Source organism: Streptomyces sp. NRRL F-5135 (assembly GCF_000719775.1).
Classification (GTDB): domain Bacteria; phylum Actinomycetota; class Actinomycetes; order Streptomycetales; family Streptomycetaceae; genus Streptomyces; species Streptomyces hebeiensis.
Map to the genome: position 1 here is coordinate 47,017 of NZ_JOHR01000006.1, position 20,279 is coordinate 67,295.

General features: G+C 71.4%; 24 protein-coding genes and 2 pseudogenes. 13 read left to right on the forward strand and 13 right to left on the reverse strand.

Annotated elements, in window-relative coordinates; genetic code table 11:
* Positions 1-53: 53 nt before the first annotated feature.
* Positions 54-815, reverse strand: coding sequence for a DeoR/GlpR family DNA-binding transcription regulator (locus IG02_RS0110815; RefSeq protein WP_030744763.1), 762 nt, complete (start codon positions 813-815; stop codon positions 54-56).
* 69 nt (positions 816-884) lie between these two features.
* On the opposite strand from IG02_RS0110815, the gene IG02_RS0110820 reads away from it, so the two are divergent.
* Both IG02_RS0110820 and IG02_RS0110825 read left to right on the forward strand, forming a co-directional pair.
* Positions 885-2,126 (forward strand): MFS transporter, encoded by a 1,242-nt coding sequence (locus tag IG02_RS0110820; RefSeq protein ID WP_030744766.1) that lies wholly within the window; start codon positions 885-887, stop codon positions 2,124-2,126.
* Between the two features lie 104 nt (positions 2,127-2,230).
* Positions 2,231-3,223 (forward strand): LLM class flavin-dependent oxidoreductase, encoded by a 993-nt coding sequence (locus IG02_RS0110825; RefSeq protein ID WP_030744768.1) that lies wholly within the window; start codon positions 2,231-2,233, stop codon positions 3,221-3,223.
* Here the strand turns inward: IG02_RS0110825 and IG02_RS39150 are convergent.
* Together IG02_RS39150 and IG02_RS39155 are read right to left on the reverse strand one after the other, a co-directional pair.
* Positions 3,197-3,694, reverse strand: a pseudogene (locus tag IG02_RS39150) (MFS transporter); the annotation flags it as partial. The gene IG02_RS0110825 and the pseudogene IG02_RS39150 sit on opposite strands and share 27 nt — an antisense overlap.
* 186 nt (positions 3,695-3,880) lie before the next feature.
* Positions 3,881-4,282 (reverse strand): winged helix-turn-helix transcriptional regulator, encoded by a 402-nt coding sequence (locus IG02_RS39155; protein WP_078854376.1) that lies wholly within the window; start codon positions 4,280-4,282, stop codon positions 3,881-3,883.
* Between the two features lie 42 nt (positions 4,283-4,324).
* On the opposite strand from IG02_RS39155, the gene IG02_RS0110835 reads away from it, so the two are divergent.
* The gene (locus tag IG02_RS0110835; protein ID WP_030744774.1) at positions 4,325-5,176 is read left to right on the forward strand and encodes an enoyl-CoA hydratase/isomerase family protein; all 852 of its coding nucleotides are present in this window, start codon (positions 4,325-4,327) and stop codon (positions 5,174-5,176) included.
* A 194-nt stretch (positions 5,177-5,370) separates the two neighbouring features.
* Here IG02_RS0110835 and IG02_RS0110840 read toward each other — a convergent pair whose 3' ends face one another.
* The gene (locus IG02_RS0110840) at positions 5,371-5,613 is read right to left on the reverse strand and encodes a hypothetical protein (protein ID WP_030744776.1); all 243 of its coding nucleotides are present in this window, start codon (positions 5,611-5,613) and stop codon (positions 5,371-5,373) included.
* Positions 5,614-5,695: 82 nt separating this feature from the next.
* Positions 5,696-5,902 (reverse strand): annotated as a pseudogene (locus IG02_RS38235) (site-specific integrase); the annotation flags it as partial.
* Positions 5,903-5,977: 75 nt separating this feature from the next.
* On the opposite strand from IG02_RS38235, the gene IG02_RS42105 reads away from it, so the two are divergent.
* A complete protein-coding gene (locus IG02_RS42105; protein WP_199814009.1) occupies positions 5,978-6,187 on the forward strand; it encodes a hypothetical protein in 210 nt (69 codons plus the stop codon).
* Between the two features lie 20 nt (positions 6,188-6,207).
* Here IG02_RS42105 and IG02_RS0110850 read toward each other — a convergent pair whose 3' ends face one another.
* From IG02_RS0110850 to IG02_RS0110860, 3 genes are all read right to left on the reverse strand, one after another.
* On the reverse strand, positions 6,208-6,483 hold the full coding sequence (locus tag IG02_RS0110850) for a hypothetical protein (protein WP_420707736.1): 276 nt from the start codon (positions 6,481-6,483) through the stop codon (positions 6,208-6,210).
* Between the two features lie 131 nt (positions 6,484-6,614).
* The gene (locus tag IG02_RS0110855; protein WP_030744783.1) at positions 6,615-7,250 is read right to left on the reverse strand and encodes a LysE family translocator; all 636 of its coding nucleotides are present in this window, start codon (positions 7,248-7,250) and stop codon (positions 6,615-6,617) included.
* Between the two features lie 97 nt (positions 7,251-7,347).
* A complete protein-coding gene (locus IG02_RS0110860; protein WP_030744785.1) occupies positions 7,348-7,818 on the reverse strand; it encodes an aminoacyl-tRNA deacylase in 471 nt (156 codons plus the stop codon).
* Positions 7,819-7,943: 125 nt separating this feature from the next.
* Between IG02_RS0110860 and IG02_RS0110865 the strand changes: the two genes are divergently transcribed.
* Together IG02_RS0110865 and IG02_RS42720 are read left to right on the forward strand one after the other, a co-directional pair.
* Positions 7,944-9,044, forward strand: coding sequence for an ArsR/SmtB family transcription factor (locus tag IG02_RS0110865; RefSeq protein WP_030744787.1), 1,101 nt, complete (start codon positions 7,944-7,946; stop codon positions 9,042-9,044).
* A gap of 164 nt (positions 9,045-9,208) precedes the next feature.
* The gene (locus tag IG02_RS42720; protein ID WP_078854377.1) at positions 9,209-9,592 is read left to right on the forward strand and encodes a recombinase family protein; all 384 of its coding nucleotides are present in this window, start codon (positions 9,209-9,211) and stop codon (positions 9,590-9,592) included.
* 145 nt (positions 9,593-9,737) lie between these two features.
* Here IG02_RS42720 and IG02_RS0110875 read toward each other — a convergent pair whose 3' ends face one another.
* The gene (locus IG02_RS0110875; RefSeq protein WP_030744792.1) at positions 9,738-10,358 is read right to left on the reverse strand and encodes a TetR/AcrR family transcriptional regulator; all 621 of its coding nucleotides are present in this window, start codon (positions 10,356-10,358) and stop codon (positions 9,738-9,740) included.
* A gap of 142 nt (positions 10,359-10,500) precedes the next feature.
* Here IG02_RS0110875 and IG02_RS0110880 point away from each other — a divergent pair, with 142 nt between their 5' ends.
* The 6 genes from IG02_RS0110880 to IG02_RS0110905 all read left to right on the forward strand — a co-directional run bounded on the left by IG02_RS0110880 (position 10,501) and on the right by IG02_RS0110905 (position 16,401).
* Positions 10,501-10,962, forward strand: coding sequence for a cupin domain-containing protein (locus IG02_RS0110880; protein WP_030744794.1), 462 nt, complete (start codon positions 10,501-10,503; stop codon positions 10,960-10,962).
* Complete coding sequence (locus tag IG02_RS0110885) at positions 10,959-11,303, forward strand: hypothetical protein (RefSeq protein WP_030744796.1); 345 nt, start codon at positions 10,959-10,961, stop codon at positions 11,301-11,303. Before IG02_RS0110880 ends, IG02_RS0110885 begins: the two co-directional genes overlap by 4 nt.
* A gap of 678 nt (positions 11,304-11,981) precedes the next feature.
* Positions 11,982-12,788: an ABC transporter ATP-binding protein gene (locus tag IG02_RS0110890; protein WP_037802777.1), complete on the forward strand. Its 807-nt coding sequence runs from the start codon at positions 11,982-11,984 to the stop codon at positions 12,786-12,788.
* Positions 12,782-14,179 (forward strand): hypothetical protein, encoded by a 1,398-nt coding sequence (locus IG02_RS0110895; RefSeq protein ID WP_030745514.1) that lies wholly within the window; start codon positions 12,782-12,784, stop codon positions 14,177-14,179. Before IG02_RS0110890 ends, IG02_RS0110895 begins: the two co-directional genes overlap by 7 nt.
* Positions 14,176-14,751: a hypothetical protein gene (locus tag IG02_RS0110900; RefSeq protein WP_030744801.1), complete on the forward strand. Its 576-nt coding sequence runs from the start codon at positions 14,176-14,178 to the stop codon at positions 14,749-14,751. Before IG02_RS0110895 ends, IG02_RS0110900 begins: the two co-directional genes overlap by 4 nt.
* Positions 14,752-15,174: 423 nt before the next feature.
* Entirely contained in the window at positions 15,175-16,401 is a 1,227-nt protein-coding gene (locus IG02_RS0110905; RefSeq protein WP_051764828.1) for a hypothetical protein, read from the forward strand.
* A gap of 421 nt (positions 16,402-16,822) precedes the next feature.
* Here the strand turns inward: IG02_RS0110905 and IG02_RS0110910 are convergent, their stop codons facing one another.
* Positions 16,823-17,485 carry a permease prefix domain 1-containing protein gene (locus IG02_RS0110910; RefSeq protein WP_030744807.1) on the reverse strand — a complete coding sequence of 221 codons (663 nt, stop codon included), beginning with the start codon at positions 17,483-17,485 and terminating at the stop codon, positions 16,823-16,825.
* On the reverse strand, positions 17,482-17,823 hold the full coding sequence (locus IG02_RS0110915; protein ID WP_030744809.1) for a PadR family transcriptional regulator: 342 nt from the start codon (positions 17,821-17,823) through the stop codon (positions 17,482-17,484). Before IG02_RS0110915 ends, IG02_RS0110910 begins: the two co-directional genes overlap by 4 nt.
* 75 nt (positions 17,824-17,898) lie before the next feature.
* Between IG02_RS0110915 and IG02_RS0110920 the strand changes: the two genes are divergently transcribed.
* Complete coding sequence (locus IG02_RS0110920; RefSeq protein WP_030744810.1) at positions 17,899-18,459, forward strand: hypothetical protein; 561 nt, start codon at positions 17,899-17,901, stop codon at positions 18,457-18,459.
* 62 nt (positions 18,460-18,521) lie between these two features.
* Here the strand turns inward: IG02_RS0110920 and IG02_RS0110925 are convergent, their stop codons facing one another.
* Both IG02_RS0110925 and IG02_RS0110930 read right to left on the reverse strand, forming a co-directional pair.
* A complete protein-coding gene (locus IG02_RS0110925) occupies positions 18,522-19,526 on the reverse strand; it encodes a HEAT repeat domain-containing protein (RefSeq protein ID WP_030744811.1) in 1,005 nt (334 codons plus the stop codon).
* A 3-nt stretch (positions 19,527-19,529) separates the two neighbouring features.
* Entirely contained in the window at positions 19,530-20,201 is a 672-nt protein-coding gene (locus tag IG02_RS0110930) for a HEAT repeat domain-containing protein (protein WP_030744812.1), read from the reverse strand.
* Between the last annotated feature and the right edge of the window lie 78 nt (positions 20,202-20,279).

A 20,279-nucleotide genomic window follows, 5' to 3' on the forward strand; every position in this document is an offset into this window, starting at 1 on the left:
GTTGCTGGTGGTTCCGGCTGTCAGAACCTGCGGAATGCCACCGTGTTCCCTGGTCAGATGATCTTGACGATGGTGCCGGCGCTTTCGAGTGCGGTGACTTCGTCGGCGGGTGCGGTGGTGTCGGTGACGAGGGTGTGCAGGAGCGTGGCGGGGCCGACGTAGGCGTAGGCGGTGTGGCCCAGTTTGCTGCCGTCGGAGGCGACGACGGTACGGCGGGCGGAGGCGATGCTCGCTTTCTTCACCATGGCGTCGTCGAGGTCGTAGGCGGTGAGGCCGTCGGCCGCGCTCAGTCCGCAGCAGCCGATGACGGCGGTGTCGAAGCGCAGGGCTGCCAGGGAGGCAAGGGTGAGGGGGCCGGTGAGGGCGCCCTCGGCGGCGCGGGGCTGTCCGCCGGGCACGACCAGTGTGGCCGGTCCGGCTGTCTCGCCGAGCAGGTGGATGGCCTGGAGGGACAGGGGCATTACGGTGACGGGCCGCTCGCGCAGGAGTCGGGCGATCTCCAGGCAGGTGGTGCCGCTGTCCAGCAGGATGCTCTCGCCGTCGGCGATGAGTGCGGAGGTCTCGGCGGCGATCCGGCGTTTGGCGTCGACCGCCTCGTGGGCACGCAGCGCGAAGGGCGGTTCCTCGCCTCGGAGCAGCAGGGTGCGCGCCCCGCCGCGGACGCGTTCGAGGACGCCCTGAGCGGCCAGGGTGTCGAGGTCGCGCCGGATGGTCATCTCCGAGGCGCCGGTCAGCTCGGCGAGTTCCTGGACCGTGGCGCCGCCGGAGTCCCTGACGGCCTTCGCGATCAGTCCGTGCCGGTCTGCGTTGCTCATACCGCGATTGAACACCACCCGAAAACAAACAATCAACGTGTTCACAATCTGGGCTTTCGAACATGAGCCATGTTCGTTACGGTGGGCGGCGTGGAACGTTCGCTTCGAGCCGCCCGTGTGGCGACCTATGTCTTCTTCGTCCTCTGCGGCACCCTGATGGGCACCTGGGTGGTGCACATCCCCGCGATCGAGGAACGCCTGGGCATCAGTCACGCCACGCTCGGCGGCCTGCTGGTGCTGCTCGGGCTCGGGGCCTTCATCGGGATGCAGGTGGCCGGTCGTCTGACCGACCGCCTCGGCTCCCGCATCGTGGTCCCCGCCGGCGGCATACTCTGCGGCGCGGCCCTGGTCCTGCCCGGTCTCGCCCGGGATCCGTGGACGCTGGCCGGCGCGCTGCTGGTCTTCGGGTTCTGCAACGGCTGCCTGGACGTGAGCATGAACGCCCACGCCGTGCACGTGGAGAAGGCGTACGGCCGGCCCGTCATGTCGGGCTTCCACGCCACGTTCTCCATCGGCGGTGTCCTGGCCGCGCTCGCCGGAGCGGGCACTGCGAGCGCCGGCCTGAACCCGGCCGCGGGCATGGCCGCCATGGGAACCGCGGGCATCGTGATCACCCTGGCCTCGGCGCGTGCCCTGCTGCCTGCCGCCCTCACCGCCGACAGCACCGGCGCCGATTCCGGTTCCTCGACGGAGACCGAGACGGCACCGGCCGGCAAGCAGCGCAGCACCACGGGACGTGTCCGGCTCCTGGCCGTCCTGGCGCTGATGGTGATGCTGTGCGAGGGCGCCGCCAACGACTGGAGCGCCCTGCACCTGAAGGACGTCCTCGGGGCCCCGGCCGGCACCGCCGCCTTCGCGTACGGCACCTTCGCGGCGGCCATGACCGTCGGCCGGCTGCTCGCGGACCGCTTCGTCGCCCGGTTCGGTTCCATGGCGATCCTGCGCTACGGCGCCGCCACGGCCGCCGTCGGTATCACACTCGTGGCCCTCGGCCCGTGGATGTGGGTCGCGTTCACCGGCTGGGCACTGTTCGGCCTGGGCCTGTCCGGCAGCGTCCCCCAGCTGTTCAGCGCGGCCGGGCACACCGACCCCTCCGCCGCCGGCGCCAACGTCTCCCGCGTCGCCGGACTCGGCTACGTCGGTATGCTCGCCGGCCCCGCCGTCATCGGCTGGCTGACCCACCTCGTCGCCCTCAACCACGCCTTCGCCCTGCTGACCCTGCTGTGTGTAACCACCGCTGTGGGCGCCCGGGTCCTGCGCACCGGATCCGACCACGCCCGCGAGAGCGAGATGGCACCCAGCGGCCACTGACCGCTGGTACGGCACGGACCTGACCCCGTGCCGTACCAGCCCTACACCTCCCCGGCCGCCAAGGTCCGGGAGGCAAACCCCCGCCGCCCCCGAAGGAGCCCTTGATGCCCGAGCCCCACGCCCAGCCCACCCGCGGCCGTACCGGAATCATGCTGCCCCGCGATCTCCCCGCCCGTGACGTGCTGCCGTACGCGCGGCGTGCCGAGGAGCTGGGGTTCGAGCAAGTCTGGGTGGTGGAGGACCTCGGCTGGCGCGGCGGCATCGCCCAGGCGGCCACCGTCCTGGCCGCCACCACGAACCTCACCGTCGGAGTCGGCATTCTGCCCGCCGGTGCCCGCAACGTGTGCTTCGCCGCGATGGAGCTGGCCACCCTCGCCCAGTTCCACCCCGGCCGCCTCATCATCGGCATCGGTCACGGCATGCCCGACTGGATGCGCCAGGCCGGCTCCTGGCCCGCCAGCCCCCTGACGCTGATCAAGGAGTACACAAGCGCGCTGCGCCGGCTCCTCGCCGGTGAGCCCGGCCCCGCCAACGGCCGCTACGTGCGCTGTGAAGGCGTCGTCCTCACCGAGACCCCCGACAGCGTCCCGCCGGTCGTCCTGGGCGTCCGCGGCCCCCGGTCGCAGGAAGCCGCGGGCGAGGTCGCCGACGGACTCCTCCTGGCCGAACCCGCCGCCCCCGCCTACATCACCGCCTCCCTGCGCCACCTCGGCGCCACCGCCACCACGGAGCACCCGGAGATCGTCACCTACGACGCCGCGGCCGTCGACGACGACGAGGAGGCCCCCCTCGCCCGCGTCCGCGCCGGGCTGGAGGCGATCGGCGAGCCGGGCTGGGCCGCACACCTCGACCCCCTGCCCTTCGCCGCCGAGCTGCGCGCATACCGTGCCGCCTGCTCCGACGGCCGGGAGTTCGCCCGGACCATGCCGGCCGCCTGGGTCCGTGAACTGAGCATCGCCGGCACACCCGACCAGGCCCGCGCGGCGATCACCGCCCGCCACGCCGCCGGCGCGACCAGCGTCGTCCTCGCCCCCGCCGGCCCCGACGCCCTGGCATCCCTCAACTCCCTCGCCCGCGCCCTGCCCCACCGCCCCTGACACCCACCAGCGGACCTGGCGGAACCCTCGCCAGGTCCCCCCGCCGACCCATCGTGCTGTTCGACCTCTTCCAGGTTCACCCGCTTCGACCACGCCGAAGGTGAACAGCAGCGGGCAGGCGGTCAGCAGCAGCGCGCCGGGAAGGTCCATCGGCCGCGTGTCCTCGGCCACGGGTCGGTCACCCTCGACCAGGAAGACAGCGGCCAGCAGCACGACCAGGATGAACGGGACCGAGACCAGGAAGATCCACCGCCACCCCAGGTGCGCGGTGATGATTCCGGACAGGGCGAAGCCCAGCACGAGGCCGCAGCTGGCCACCGCCGCCCACACGCTCAAGGCCCGCGACCGGCGCGGGCCTTCGGGGAACATCAAGACGATGGTGCCCATCGCTGCAGGCAGCGCGACGGCCTCACCGGCGCCCTGCAGCAGGCGCGCGACCACCAGAAGGGCAAACGTCGCGGCCAGTCCTGCCCCGCCGCTAGCGGGACGTCCTGGTCACCGCGGCACAAGCGGCCGCGCACGAAGCGGCAGACATGCCGTGACCGCTACCAGGGAGGGCGCACCCGGGTAGGCATCTACCCATCCCCGAGGATCCGTTCGTCGGAGCTCCCTGGGTACGGGGAGTTCGTCGTCGCGGGTCACCTGTCCGCGCGACCTCTAAAGGGTGTCCGAGCCTTCGTCAAATGCAGCCCTGTGTCGTTCGACTTCGGGGAGGTGGTCGGCGGTCCAGGCGTGCAGGATCGAGAAGGGCTCCTCAAGCGTGCGACCCAGCGGCGTGATCCGGTACTCCACGGCAACGGGGCGTTGCGTCAGTACCCGGCGTTCGACGAGGCCGTTGCGTTCCAACCGCCGCAGTGCCTGCGTCAGCGATTTTTGAGTGACCCCGTCGAGCTCTCTCTTGAGCTCGTTGAAGCGTCGCGGCTGCTGGCACAACGCGGCCAGCAGGAGTTGACCCCACTTGTCCAGCAGCTGATCCAGGAGCTCGCGCTGCGGGCCGACGATGGTCTCGTGACCGGCCCGATCTTCGCGGATACCAGGTTGCGTTGAAGTACCTGTCATGCGCCAGGTATACCAGAGATACCGTCAAGCCAAAGGAATCTCATGACCGAACAGGCCCTGCCCAGCCTCAATGTCAAGCGCCAGGACGGAGTGCTATGGGTCTCGATTGATGTTCCGCCCGTCAACCTGATGACGGCGCAGCTCTTGCTCGACCTGGACGCCGTCGCCGCATCGGCCGAGAATGATCCCGATCTGCACGTCATCGTGGTCCAGAGCACCAATCCGGAGTTCTTCTTGGCGCACGGCGACCTGTCATTCGTGGAGGACCCCGCGACCTACGCCGCCCTCCCGATCGCGGAGGAGACGCTTGTCGGGACGGGCCCGATGATGCGGCTTCATGAACGCTGGCGGCGTCTGCCTCAGACCACCATCGCCAAAGTCGCGGGACTCGTCCGTGGCGGTGGATCCGAGCTGGTCTCCAGCCTGGATCTGCGATTCGCGGCCCTCGAGACCGCGGCGTTCGGCCAGTTCGAGGCACTGATCGGCATCGTCCCTGGAGCCGGCGCAACTGCCCATCTACCCCGCCTCGTGGGTCGCGCTCGCGCTCTCGAGATCGTGCTGACAGGCGGGCTCGTCGACGCGGCGACTGCCGAGCGGTGGGGATGGGTGAACCGAGCTCTGCCCGCCGCAGAACTGGACGCATATGTTGAGTGGGTCGCACTGACCATCGCGACTCTGCCCGACGGTGTCCGCGCCGCGGCTACCGAAGCAATCGACGCGGCCGACGGCACGCTCGAGGACGCACTGCGCGCGGAAGACCGCCTGCTCGGCGAAACGTTCACCCCCGCGTCTGGAGAGCTTGCCCGGGCAGCACTCGCGGCCGGGGTTCACACGCGCGAGGTGGAGTTGGACATCGAAGAGGTGCTGCGCGCGAACCTCGTCCGACATTCGTAACGAGTCGCCCTGCACGGGTGGAGTGCAGACGTTGTCCATACGGTCCTATTGGTAATTCGGGTCGAATGACCGTACGGCCGCCTCCAACTCTGTGAAGCACCCCACGTGAGAGGTCACACTCGCCTCTACTGATCTTTTCGTAAGTTCGGTGGGTGTGGTGGCTGTGTGGGTGGGAGGCTGTCAGGGTCACGAGCTCAGCCCAGTCGGCCTGGTCGGTGGCCCCCCATCAGGTCGTCGATCCAGTCACCGTCGTCGGTGCGCTGCAGACGCGGCCGCGCGAGTCGTGCCGCGGCGGTCAAGACCCCGATCGCCTCCGGCAACTTCTCGCGGGCGTCCCGCCAGGCGGCCGCGGCCGGCGTCGCTCGTGGGCTGTCCCCGTGCCCGTTGCTGGGCCCTTCACCGGGTGCGGTGCTCATCGTCGTGGTCCTCTCGGTCACGGCCCGGAGTTTCCATTCGCCGGCTGCGGAGCCTGCCGGGCCTGGGGTGAGCGCCCGGTCCCGGCTGAGTCGCAGCGGCCGGTCATCGGCGGCTGTCACCGGGCGCGAGCAGGCTGGTGACCTCGGCGATGGCCTCCGGCGACGGCTTGGAGCAACGACGGAGACTCTCCGGCTTCTTGTGCCTCGACCTGGCCATCAGCATCAGCAGACTCGCCCCGGCCTCGCCGAGGTGCGTCAGGGCGGAGTGGCGGCATTCGTGCAGGTCCCACCCAGTGCCCTGCCCGCCAACGCCCCTGCCATCAACCAGGATTCCCCCTGACTCTTCCCCGGCCGCCGCCCGAGCCAGCCGATGAATCCCGGCACTTTGCGCGACGCACTGCGGGAACTCGGCGTCCCGACCGAGAAAGGCCGCACCTCCGCCATCCGCCAGCTCGTCCTCCAGGCCCCGGCGCCCGTCATAGCCCAGGCACTGGGCTACCACAGGAGCACCACCCGTATCGCCACCGAAGCCGGAGCCCCCTGGAAGAACTACGCGCCCGGCGACCACAACCGGCGATCTCCACGGCTCCGGTGAGGCACCGGCCGACCTTGAGGTTATGCCTGCAGGCGCTTGATCCAAGGGTGAGGTCCGTACGTCTTGGAGATCGCCTCGACGAGCCAACGTCGTTGCTGATCCGTGAGCACGGGCAGCGCAGCGCCGAAGTCCTCTTCATCCTTGGGCCGCGGCGCCTTGGCCTTGTAGTAGAGCTGCACGTCCGGGGCGAGAAAGGGAACACCGTCAGCCGAGACCATCCCCAGCGTGCTGATCGGCCTACGCACCCGAGGGTCACGCCGTGACACCCACTCCTGGCCGAGGGACTCGTCGATCATGATCTGAACGCGCCAGGGATCGTCGGGCTCGGGTCGGCACCAGATGTCATGAACTTCCAGCGACAGGACCTCGTCCGACGCCCACGGACGCAGGCTTCCCGGTGGATCGGCGGCCCACCATTGCAGCGGGGTCAGTGGCGGGTGGTGGCGACGGCGAGCCCGAGGCCGATCAGTGCGATGCCGCCCGCGCCGCCGATCATCGACAGCCGCCGGTCGGAGCCGGCGAACCAGGTTCGGGCCGCCGAGGCACCCAGGCCCCAGACGGTGTCGCAGACCAGGCCGATCCCGGCCGGGATCAGGCCAAGGACCATCATCTGCAACGGGATGTTCCCCGCGTCGTGGTTCACGAACTGTGGCAGGACCGCGGCGAAGAAGACCAGGCCCTTGGGGTTCGTGGCGCCCACCAGCAGGCCGTCCAGGACGGTGCGCAGATCACCGCGCCGTTCGCCCTCCCCGGTCGTCAGATCGGCGCGCAGCCGGCCACGGTGGCGGTACGCCCGGACGCCGAGGTGGACGAGGTACACGGCGCCGGCCAGCTTCACGGCGGTGAACACGGTGGTCGAGCTCTGGACCAGGGCGCCGACGCCGAGTGCGACGGCGAGGACGAGGGCGTAGCAGCCCAGGAGGTTGCCCAGGACGGTGGCGAGCGCGGTGCGGCGGCCGTGCGCGAGGGCGCGGCCGACGACGAACAGGACGCTCGGGCCGGGGATCGCGATCACGACGAGGGACATCGCGGCGAACGCGAGAAGGCCTTCCGTCTTCACCATGAGCTGAGACTTCCTGATCTGTGCCGCGCGACCGGCGAAGGGCAGTGCGGTGGTGTGAGCAGTGACGAGGGGTGGGCCCGGCGCGCAGGTGGGACGGCTACCGAGAGAGGGCGCCCACCCGGGCGCGTGGGAGGCGGGCCAGGTCGGCGGAGTTGATCTGGAGGGTGCGGTCGGCCGATCCGGCACCGCAGTAGACGGGCCGGCCTGGGTTGGCGACCGCGGCATCGATCAGGCACGGCACCCCGGGCCGGTGGCTGACCGGAGGCACGCCACCGGGCACCAGGCCCTCCGCGGCGAGCAGGTCGGCGTCCGCCGCGCGCAGCCGGGAACGACTAGTGCCCGAAAGAGCCGCCAGACGGGCGAAGTCCACCCGATCCTCCGCCCGCAGCACCACGAGCAGCAGCGGGAAGTCCGACGTAGCGAAGGCGAGCGTCTTCACCGCCTGCGACCAGGGGAAAGGCAGGGCTTGGCGCTCGGCGACAGTGTGCGCGGCGGCATGCTGGTGGACGGTGTACGGGCAGCCGTCAGAGTCCAGTACGGCCTGCCAGGGCGCTTCGGGCGTACTCATGGAGTCACCTGCGGCCTTTGCTCGAAACGGAGGGGAGTCGACCTGCGGCCGGACGGCGCGCGATCCGCTCCTGAGCCTGACCGGGACGACCGGTTCCGATCAACTGATTGTGAAATCCTGCAATCGTGATCACCCTGCGCTTCGCCGAGACGGCCGAGGAGGACATCGCCTTCTCCGTCTCCCCCCTGCTCGAAGCCGTCCACTCCTGGCACGTCCTCACCGACCCCGGCCACCACGCCCTGCACGTCCCCTGGGTCAGGCGGTGCCGCCGCCTGCCCGCCGCCCTGCGCCGGCGGATGCGCGGGCACGACTTCGTCGTGGCCGACTACATCCCCGCCCTCTTCGAAAGCCGCACCGGTGATCACGACGCCGGCTTCGCGGACCAGCTCGCGGCCGTACGGGGCCTGCCGCCCGCTCTGCTGGCCGCCGAACTCGCCCGAACGCTCGTCGACACCACCCGCCACACCGGCGACGACCTCGTCGACGACCGCGCCACCCGCGACGCGGTACTCACCGAGTACCGCAACAGCGACCCAAGCCGGGCGGCACGCCTGGAGGGCATCCTCACCGACCCCCTCTCCGTCCTCGACGACGCGCTCACCGTGCTGGAGGACTACTGGGACGCCGCCTTCGCCCAGGAGTGGGAGCGCATCGAGCCCTCCTTGTACGAGTCGATCACCCGCTCAGGCGCCCGGATCGCCCACCACGGCCTGTTCCCGATGCTCCGCACCCTCGCTCCCCAGATCCGCGTGGACCCCGGCCGCCGGACCCTGCGCCTCGACCGTCCGCACGACCACGACATCTCCGTCACACGCGACCGCCCCGTGACGTTCACCGCCAGCCACTACGTCTGGCCCCACGTCCGCGTCACCTGCGACGCCCCCTGGCCCCTGCGGATCACCTACCCCGCTCTGCCCCTCGCGCCCGCCTCGACCGCCCGCCCCGCCAGCCAGGAAGACACCCTCACCGCGCTCCGGGCTCTGGCCGCCGCCCCACGCCTGCGGATCGTCACCCACCTCGCCGCCCAGAGCCGCACCACGCACGAACTCGCCTCTCTCCTCGGCCTGTCCCCCTCCGTCACCTCCCGCCACCTCCATCAGCTCACCCAGGCAGGACTCACCACCACCCAGCGCGAGGGCTACTACGTTCTCTACGCCCTCGCCCCTGCCCGCCTCGGCCAGATTGCCACCGCCCTCATCGCCCTCGCCCCCAGGCCCGAGGACTGAGCGAACGCTGTTGCAAGCCCCCGCGGGCATCGTCAGAAACAGGCCCTGTGTCGGCAACGATCGAATGACGACAGGTGCGGCGGGCGTCCCATGCACCCGGACTTTCCGGAGCCTGATGCGGATCAGATCCAATGAGATCCGATGAAGGCTGACGACAGGGTTTGATGACACCAAGGGTCCGATGCGGCGACAGAAGCGGGGACAGCGCGGCCAATCTCGTCTACAAGCGGGTGTCGACCGGCCAGCAGTCGACCGACCGTCAGAACCTCGTACTCGACGAGGCCGGCATCGGGGACCCGATCGTCTTCGAGGAAGATCGCAGTACCTCCAGCCGCCTCCACCCACTGGAGCGGCCGAAGTTCGGCAAGCTGCTGGAGTACGCGCGGCCGGGCGACACCCTGTGCGTCAGCGCCGTCCCGGCGGTACACCGCCAACTCCTCGACCGCAGCCAGCCTCTCGATGGTGCCCCGGCCATCCCTGCACGGCGCAAGGCCCGCCGCGCGTACGAGAACCGCGTCAACTCCCTCGTAGCTGACGCTCGGCGCTGATAGACCGCCGAGACCGCAGCCCAGAACGCTGCACAGGGCTACACGCCACCTGGCCGTAGCTATACGAGGACAGGGCCGTATGGGCTGCGGTATGGCGCAGTGCGCAATGCCTCTCGTGCAGCAAGCACAGTCAGCATTCGGCGGTTCAGTCGGTGGCGGGTCTCGTGGGGGTGGCCGCGACTGCCGCTGCTGTCATCTGCCGTGCGGTGGTCGCGAGGCCGGCGATCGCGTCGTCGGGGGTCAGGCCACAGAGGTCGATCAGGGCGAACAGCGACTCAGCGCTGATCACGAGGGCGAGGCCGCGGACCAGTTGTTCCACGTCCGCGCGCTGCTCGGAGCCGCACCTTTCGGTCCACGGGGCCAGAGCGTGCTCGATGAGTCCGAAGCGGTGGGCGGGACGGTCCTTGGATGTCGAGGGTTTCGCGATGGTCGAGGCGACAACCACCCGGACGGCACCCTGCCTGCGCAGCACTGCCCGGCCGAGGATCTCCGCGGCCTGGCCGATCCGTTCGACCGGATCGTCGCTGCGCGTCGCCGATCGCAGGACCGCGACCAGATCTTCCGTCATCACGGCGGCGCGCAAGAGTGAGAGGAGGTCGGGGAAGTAGCGGTAGGCGGTCGCTTCGGAGACCCGTGCCTCGGCCGCGACTGCCGGCATCGTGATCTCCGCTCCGGTGTCGGCGAGATCGCGGGCGGCCCTGACGATCGCCGACCTGGTGCGTTCCATCTGGTTACTGAGCCCGCTCGGGCGACTCCGCTCAGCCATGACCATCCTTCCGTGCCGACCGAAAGCATATCGAGCGAGGCCACCGAATGAGAGTCGACTATTTTTTTGAGAGTCGACTTGCATGGCTGTTCGGATCGCCCATAAGGTCCTGGCGTACCACCCCACCAGTCAGGGAGACTTCATGGCCAAGGTGTCGATCACCGGTCCCGGCGAGGGCGAGCTCATCGTCAACGGCCCGTCGACCATCCGGATCCTCGAGGACGGCAGCAACACCAACCACCGCCTGGGGATGGGTGAGATCACCATCCCGCCGCACACCGCCGGCCCTCCGCAGCACCGCCACGCACAGCACGACGAGGGCTTCTACATACTTTCGGGCAGCGTGCGGTTCACCGTCGGGCAGGACGACCACGACGCCGGAGCCGGTACGTGGGTCATGGTCCCGCCGGGCGCACCGCACACGTTCGCCAACGTGAGTGACGAAACGGCGGTCATGCTCAACACCTTCACTCCGGACCTGTACGTGCAGTACTTCCGTGACCTCAAGGCGATGGTCGAGTCCGGGCAGCCGTTGTCACGCGACGCCGTCGCGGAGGTCTGGACGAAGTACGGCACCGAACCGTCGACCGAGTACGCCTCGTGAATCTTCTCCTGGGGGCCAACACTGTCGCCGCGGTCGCCAGCATCGCTTTCGCGCTGGTGGGAGGTGTACGCCCGGCGGCGCTGAGCGAGAGCGGTACGCCGACCGCCGGGGAACGCTTCTACGGCTGGATGTACGCGACCCGGGGAGTGCCACTGGGGGTGGCGGCCCTCGTCGCACCGCTCGCGTGGTCGGGTCCCGCCAGTTCGCTCATCCTGTGCGCGGCCGCCGCGGCCCAGGTGGGCGACGCCGTCATCGGAGTCGCCACCCGGAAATGGACGATGATCGCGGGCGCCTCGCTCCTGACCGCCGTACACGTCGCAACCGCTGTCGCCACCACGTGAGCGCGGCTCACTCGCGACAGGAGACCGGAGAAGCTCCGCAACCGGCGCCGCTGATCGTGGTGCCGGGGCCCAGCCCAGTCCCATGTGCCGGGCCCGGAGGAACACGTGTTCACGGGACGCTGACGGAGAGACGCCGCCGTTCCGTCCGCCCCGAAGAGACACGCGCTCAGGCCGGGGGATGCGGGCTTCTGTCGCGCCGTCACCGGGGTGGTGACGCTCGACCGGACCTCCGCCCGGGCTTGGTGTGGCGGGGGTCACGTCGGGGGTAAAACCTGCGGCCCGGCTCGGGCGTCTGGTGGGTGTGAGATCAGTCAGCGCGGTGACGCACGGGCCGGACGAGGAGCGCCTCGTCCGGTCGATGCGTCCCGGCGCCAGGCCCACCACGCGGAGCCGCCCCCCGCGGCGGCTCCTCGGCCGGCGGTGCCCTGCATCAAGGTGCGGGCGGCCGTCAGTGGTGACGTCGGCGACGCGCCGCGGCGGCCCGCGTCGGAGTTCGGACACGTACCCCGGCCATCGCGCCCGCGGTGCTGTCCGTCCGGGAGACCGCTGTCCCGTAGACGGTCGGTCTGCCCGTGTGCGGCTGGTCCTCGCGCCCGGCACCTGTGTCGTGATCGCCCGCAAGGGCGCGTACGCCGTGCCGGGAGCCCATCGTCGACCATCGGAAAGGACCACCACATGATGCCCGCGGTGAGCGCGGCCGACATCGCACCGACGCCCTACGCCTGGGAGATCCGGGCCACTGGGCTGAAGGTCAGGGTCGGCAGGAAGAAGATGGCCGTCGACGGGCTCGACCTGTCGCTGGGCACCGGCGTACACGGTCTGCTCGGGCCCAACGGGGCGGGCAAGACCACCCTCATCCGGGCGCTGGCCACCGTGCTGCGCCCGGCCGCGGGCACGCTGGAGTTGCTCGGCGAGTCCGTGGGCGGCATGGGCGAGCACCGTGCGCTGCGCCGCCGGACCGGCTATCTGCCGCAGGAGTTCGGCTACTACAAGCGTTTCACGGTGCGCGAGTTCGTCGAGTACATGGCGTGGTTGAAAGAGGTGCCCAAGGCGGACATCCCCGCGGCGGTGCAGCGCGCCGTGGAGCGGGTCGGCCTGGCCGACCGTGCCGACAAGCGGATGAAGACCCTGTCCGGCGGCATGGTGCGGCGGGTCGGCATCGCCCAGGCCATCGTCAACGACCCGTCGGTCCTGCTGCTGGACGAGCCCACGGTCGGCCTGGACCCGGCGCAGCGGCTGCGCTTCCGCGAGCTGCTGCAGGAACTGGGCAAGGACACCTGCGTCGTCGTCTCGACCCACCTCGTGGAGGACGTGGCCGCCGCCTGCACCGATGTGGTGCTCTTCGCCGAGGGGAGACTGGTCTTCCAGGGCACCCCGGACGATCTGGCGGCGGCCGGCGGCCCCGAGCACGTGGGCGACAGCCCGCTGGAGCGCGGCTACTCGGCACTGCTGCGGGGCCCTGGCCAGGGAAAGGGCGCCTGGTGAACCGCGTGCTGCGCACCGAGCTGAAGCGCTCCGTCGCCCCGTGGGCCGGTGCCGTGGTCCTGGCGACGGCGCTGGCGTTCCTGTACCTGGTGAACGCCGCGTGGGGGGAGGGCACCACGGCGTGGACGGCCCAGTGGACGTCCATGGCCCTGTGGATCCGCGGCCTGCTGTTCTACCTGTGGCCGCTCGCCGTGGGTCTGGGTGCGTTGCAGGGCCTGCGCGACCACCGTTCGAAGATGTCCGAGCTGCTGTCGAGCACACCGCGGCCGGTCCGGCACCGGGCGGCGGTGCCGGCGGGCGCGACGGCGATCACGCTGGCCTCGGCCTTCGCGCTCCTCGTCCTCCTGGGCGCGGTCCAGGTGTTCGCCAACACCGAGTACACGCACCTCGGATGGCTGCCGATCTCGCTGGTGGGGGCGCTCTCGCTGGTGGCGGGGGCCGTGCTCGGCATGGGGGCCGCGCGAGCCCTGCCGTTCGTGCTCACCCCGCCCGCGCTGGCCATGGGCGCCTTCGTCTTCACGGCCCTCATGCACACCACGCTGGGACGGACGGAGACGGACACGGCGACAGGGATCCCCATCACGGAGCCGAACCGGCTCTCGCTGCTGTCACCGGCGGTGCAGGAGGTGCGCGACGCGCTTGTCACACTCTCCCTCTCCGTGCACGTCGGGCAGACGATCTGGCTGCTCGGCATGGCCGCGACCGGCTTCGCGCTGCTGGTCGCCGCCACCCCGCGCACCCGGCTGATCGCCCTGGCACCCGTCCTGGCGGGCGCGGCGATCGCCCTGCTCGTCCTCCCCTCCGACCCACGCCGGATGTACGTCCTCGACAAGGCCGCCGCGGAGTTGGTGTGCGACGGCCCGGTGTGCGTGACCACAACGCAGCGGGCACACCTCACCGACCTCGCGGGCCCCGGAAAGGAGGCGCTGCGCCTGCTGCACGGCGCGCTGGGCGACCAGGCGCCGGTCTCGGTCCGGGAGAACGCCACCGTACCGCCGGAGGGTTCCACACCGCGGTGGTCCCGCGAGACCGTGCTCTTCGACTTCGACGACGACATCGTCGCCGCCGCGCGGGGTGAGGAGCTGACCTTGGCCCTGATCGCCAAGGGCATGGTGCCGGGGTGCTCCCCCGTCGGCTGGAGCGGCACGGGCGGAGAGGACATCGCGCGGACCGTCGCGGTGGGCTGGGTCCTCGGGGACCTCAGGTCGCTGCCCGGCACGGACTTGGCGGACTTGCGCCGCCAGTTCGACATCGACGCCCGCGAGGTGTGGAAGGACCTCGAGGCACTGCCGCGGGCCGAGCAGCGCTCGCGGATCGACGCGATGCGCGCCGCCGCGTTCTCCTGCGAGGGAGACGCGCTCGACGCGCTGTCCGGCGGTGCCTCCCGGTGAGATGGCTGAGGCTGTACGCGCGCTCGCGACAGATACCCGCGTCGATCGCGGCGGTGGTGATCGGCGCGGTGGCGGTGTGGGCACTCGGCCGGGACGGGGGCGAGGGGCCCGGCGATCCGCGGCTGCCCGTGCTCGTCCTCGCCGCGGGCGCGATGGCGGCCTCGATCGGGCTCAGCGGGCAGGACCTCGCGCTGGACCGGACGGCCGCGATCCGCTGGGTGCCCCGCAGAGCGGCGCACGTGCTGCTCGCCGGAGCGGTCGTCGCCGCGGTGCTGCTGGCCGTGCAGGCGGTGGGCGGGGACATGGCCACCACCGCGTTCGTCGTCCGGGACACCGCGGGGCTGATGGGACTGGCCGCCCTGGGCGCGGCGCTCTCGGGCGGCCAGTACGCGTGGACGCTGCCGTTCGCCTGGCTCTCGTTCACGTTCTTCGCCCCGCCCCCGACGAGTACGCCGATGCGGATGGCGACCTGGATGCTGCTGCCGCCCGGCACGGCGGCGAGCACCTGGACGGCCCTGGTGCTGGCGGTCGTCGGCACCGCGGCCTACGCCGTCGGGGGACCGAGGCGGTAACCGGCTCGGGACACGGCCGGGATCGTGCGCGGCCCCGACCTCGTGAGCGCCGCGGCCCCGCCGCGGCGCTCAGTGGTGACGTCGCCTGCCGTCTCAGGGGCCGGCGCGCAGTGCGTCACGGCCTCTCGTACCGCCTCTTGACGCTCTTCCGCCCCGTTGCCAGACTGACGGCCGCGCCGTAGAAAACGCTTGCTGCAGCAGCGCTCGACCCGCGCTCGCCGTGCCGAACGCCTGGCCGCCCCAGGTCGAGTCGCTCACGACGGCCACCTGCTCCGGTGACCACACCGACGCGTACGGAACGGGCGTCGGCACGCGGTGGGAACGGGACGGGAGAACCGCGGAGGACGACGACCACGGACGCGAGCACAGCACGCTTGTCCCTCTGGCCCCGCAAGCGCCCCTCCCCCCACAGGAGAAGACGACATGGAAAAGCACAGAGCCACGGACCGCCGTGCCGGCACGGCGGCAACCGGACGCGGGAGACCGGGCGTTGTCCTGTCCTCCTTGGCCGCTGTCCTGTTCACCGGCGCCGCCGCGCTGACGGGTCCCCCGAGCGCGGCGGCGGATCCGGCCGCCGACCCGGCTCCCAGGCGCGCGGCGGCGTGCGGCGACGGCTCCTACCAGGCGGAGGCCGTGCTCAGCGGCAACACCTGGACCGCCCGGCGCGGCAGCGGTGTGGTGTACACCGGAACGGACATGCGCGCCGCGGTTCAGGCGGCGGTCAACAGCCTCACGGCGGGCCGGACTTCGAAGGAACGGGTCGTGGTGCGGGGCTCGGGCTCCATCGGCGCGGGTTCCAGGATCTCCCTGCCGAGTTACACCACGCTCGACGTCTGCGGCACGATCAACGTCACCGGGTCCGGTTCCGGTGACCAGGCGCCCGTCTACGCACGCGGCGCCCGCGACATCGAGGTCCAGAACCTCAGTGTGACGGGCACCCCGCTGTACGGCATCTTCATGCGCAACGTCCAGAACGTCGTGCTCGGCCGGATCGACATGCGCCTCGCGGCCGGTCTGGGCGTACGCATCGACAACCGGGGCGACACCACCCAGTGGACACGGAACGTCCGGATCGACAACGTCTACGTGTCCGGCGCGAGCAGCCACGCCGTGGAGACGTACGGAGTCGACGGCCTGACCATCGGCACGGTCACCGCCCGCGACGTGGGCGAGTCCGGCCTGCTGCTGAACCAGACCGTCAACGCCACCGTCACCAAGGTGGACGCGGACGGCGCCGGTGCGGGCACCGGCTACGCGGCGTTCCGTATGGCCAACCGCAACGGGCGGGTGGGCAGCGGCTATCCCACCAACATCCGCGTGGGCGAGGTCGTCGCCCGCGGTGGCGGACGCGGGGTCTTCTGCGTGTCCGAGAGCGGTGGCGCGGTCATCGACCGCGTCAATCTCTCCGGAACCGGCAACAACGCCATCCTGATCGAGAACTGCTACAACGTGAACCTCGCCGCGCAGAGCGGCAGTGTCACCGGCGGCGGGGAGATCCGGCTCGCGGCCCGCTCGGAGTTCGCCAACAACTCCGACATCACCGTGCAGAACCTGACGGTGACCGACTCTCAGATAACCGAGAACCCCTGCGGCATCAATACCACCTTCCGCAACATCAGGCTTGTCAACAGCCGGCAGAACATCTGCTAGCCGGACCGCTGTTGGGCGAGGTCGCGCGCATCCGGCGTCGTCCGTCCCTGTGGCACGGGGGCGGACGACGTCCGGTGCGCGGGTGCCCGGCCGACGGGCCCGGGGCGTCCACGTGGATCACCCGTACCCGGTCGGCATCCGTCGGAGCGGCGCCACGGCGCCGGCCGGGACCTCTCGCGGGCTCGGGCCGCCGGCACGGCGGGGTCCACGCCATCGCGGCGGCCATCACCGCGTGCAGGGCGTCGTACCTCCGCTCCGCGCGCCTCGCGTTTGCCGCATTCGCCCCATCTGCCGTGTCGGACGCGCCCACCTCACGAACACCGTCACCCGCACCCGCACCGTCCTGGTCGGCCCCGTGAGTACTGCGACCAGGTCAGGCCGGTCGGCCGACAGGAAGCAGAAGCCCGCCGCGGCCCACGGCCTACGTGCGGGCGCACACGCGGCACATCCGTGCCGAGGCCGCCACCATGCCGTGCGCGACGGCCGTGAGCCCGCAGGCGAACGTGATGAGCGGCCAGTTCCCGGCGGACGGGGAGGCGATGGCGAGGGTGAGCGTGGCGAGAACCATGGCCACGCCGGCTGTCGTCCCCGTCCACGCGACCGCCAGGGGCAGCCCCCGCGGCACCGGCAGCCGACGGGCGAGCGGGCCGGTCGCGGCCAGCGTCACCACGGCGAGCAGGGCGGCGACTGCCGCCACACCGGCCAGCTGAACGGCCAGCAGCCGGGCCGGGCCCGGCAGTTCCCGGCCCGGGCCGTCGCCGGCGGCCAGGAGCGGGTACCAGCAGACGATCAGAAGAGGGGCGCTGAGGACGACGGTCCGGGCAGTGTGCCGGGTCTGCGCGACGGTCAGTTCCCGCTGGCAGCTCGGCGCGACCTCGTCGACCGTCCCGAACTCCCGCACCGCGAGGTCGACGGCCCGACGGCGGGGCGTCCCCTGCCGCGTGTGCGCCTCCGCCGCGTCCGCGAGGCCGTCGCGCATCTCCTCGACCATCCGGGCCTTCGCCCGGGCCGGTCCGCGCAGGGCCGCCGCCAGCGTCGCGGCGTACTCCTCGACGGGGTCGGCCCGTCGGCCGGCGCCGCTCATACGGCGTGCCCGGGACGGGCGACGGGGTCCAGGACGGACCCGATCGCCGTCGTGAACTCGCGCCAGGCCGTCCGCTCCTCGGCGAGGCCGGCCCGTCCCGCGTCGGTGAGTTCGTAGCAACGCCGTCTCCGCTCCCCGACCGACTGCCAGTTGCTGCTCAGCAGTCCGAGCCGCTCCAGCCGGTTCAGTGCCGGGTAGATCGTGCCCGTGCGCAGTTCGAGCGCGCCTCCGCTGCGCCGCTGCACCGCTGTGATGATCGCGTAACCGTGCAACGGGCCCGGCTCCAGCACGGCCAGCAGCAGCCCGTCCAAGTGTCCCCGTACCGCGTCCGACTTCATGAGTAGGCAGCCTACCTATCGAAGCCATAGGCGTGCTATCTATTGGCAGCCAATATATGCATCCGGAGGGGTTCCATGACCAAGCTGCTGCTGTCCGTGCACGTTCTCGCGGCGATCCTGGCGATCGGTCCGATCGCCGTGGCCGCCTCCCTCTTCCCCCGCTACGCGCGGCAGTCGGCACCCGGCGGCGAGAACCGCGGGAACGGCGAGAACCGCGGGAGCGGCGGGAGCGGCGGGAACACGGACGGACGTGACGCCAGCGCGGACGGACGGGCCGCCGGGATCGCCGCGTTCCTGCACCGGGTCTGCCGGGCTTACGCGGTGGTGGGGGTCGTCGTCCCGGTCTTCGGCATCGCCACCGCTGTACAACTGGACGTGCTCACCGACGCCTGGCTGATCGTGTCGCTCGTGTTGACCGCGATCGCGGCGGGGGTCCTGGCGCTGGCGATACTGCCCCAGCAGGAACGCCTGCTGGAGCGGCCCGCGGACACCGCCGACGAGGGGTCCGGGTCCACCGCGGCGGAGGCCGGCCCCGCGGCGGCCCGGCTCTCCGCGCTCACGGGCGTCTTCAACCTTCTCTGGGCGATCGTGGTCGTCCTCATGATCGTCCGCCCCGGCTCGACCACCGGAGCGTGACACTGCCCGGGTCTGTCGGCGGTGACCACCGACGACTGGGCCCGCGCGGTCCCGGGAGAGAGTCACTGCCGTGCGTCGCGCAGCACGAGAATGTACGTCGCGGTGAGCGCGACGGCACGGTCCTTGTCATGTGACAGGTCCGCGAGGGCACGTGCCGTCATGTCTCCCGGGATCCCCGCGAGGGCCTGTGTCAGCCGTCGGCGTGCGGACGACCCAACGGTGCCGTGGGCCAGGTCGACGAGGACCGCAGCGATCCGGTCCGCCAACGCGGGTTCGCTCGCCAGCGTGGTCAGCGCGTCGGCCGCGTCGGCGTCGTTCCTCCCCTCGACGATCAGGTCGATGAGCGTGGGGACCGCGTCGGCCACGCCACGTGCCCCGAGCTCCAGAGCCGCGTAGCCGCGGACCACGATGTCCGGGTGCGTGAGGGCGTCCCGCAGCAGTGCGGTCGCCTGACCGTCCGGAATCTCGGCGAGAGACCGGACAGCGCGTTCCCGCACTTCGGCCTCGGGTGAACCGAGGCCCTCCGCAAGCAGTGCCGGCGCGTCCTCGCCCGATCGCGCCAGAGCCCAGCGAAGGGCTCCGGCGACGTTCGGGTCCGACTCGCTCAGCACGGCCTCGACCAGTGCGTCCACCGGCACGGGGACCGCCTCGACCGCGGACAGGGCCGCGCGCTGCCGCGCCCCCGCGCTCTTCGACCCCAACGCCTGGAGGAGCGCGACGGCCTGGAGGACGTCCTCCCAGCCGGCGGGCTCCGCGGCACCGATCCGACGGAGGCGGGTGAGCAGTGCCGTCTCCGCCGCGATACGGTCCCGCGTCCGGCGGACGAGGTCGTCGACGAGCTCCGCGGGCGCGAAGCCGGGATCGTCCAGCGCACGCCCGACGTCGCGCAGCGACAGCCCCAAGGACCGCAAGCTCTCGACGTGGAAGACGCGCCGGATGTCCTCGGCGGAGTACTCGCGGTAGCCGGCGTGGGTACGACCCGTCGGCCGCACGAGGCCGAGCGATTCGTAATGCCTGAGCATGCGGGCGCTGACCCCGGACCGCCGCGCGACATCACCGATCAACACCGCCTACCTCCCCTGCCGGCCGACCTCGCCGAGGGCCACGACGCGCTTCGCCTCCTCGGTCGCGAACTCGAACCCGGCATCCGGGTCGCGCCACAGCCGTTCCGTGGCGATCGCGTGCGCGCGCACGCGGGGATCGGGATCCGTCGTCGCCGCGCCCAACGTCGGCAGCATCACCTCCCCGAGCGAGATCAGCGCCCGGCTGAGGCTCAGCCGCGTCGCGTGTTCGCCCCGCCCGAGCTGTGCCGCCAGCACTACGACCAGCTCGCGCTCCTCGCCTTCGGGCACGAGCACGACCGCTGCCCGCCAGGCGCTCCTGGCCACCTCGTCGTCGGCGTCGGACAGCAGCGCCGGTGTGATCGCCGGCCACGCCTGCCGCCCCCCGATCTTGGACAGCGTGTGCAGTGCCTGGCTCCGCGCCTGAGCGCGGTCCGAGCGGACTTCTCCGAGAAGCACCGGGACCGTCAGCGATGCCGCGTGGCGGGTGAGTGCCCACGTCAGCATGTCGCGGACGTAGAACTCGGGTTCGACCGCACATCGCTCGACGAGCTTGCCGATGACCCCCGGGTCGGGGGTCGTGCCGGCCGCGAGCGCCGCCCGCAGCCGGACCGACGGGCTGTCGTCCTCCAGCCCCTGGAGAGCCCGCATCGTGTTCGTGTCCTCTTCCGGCATGGCCATCAGGACCACCTCCCTGGCCACAGTGAAGGCCTTGTCACCGTGTCAAGGTCAAGCGGAGCCGGGCCGTCCGGAGGCACG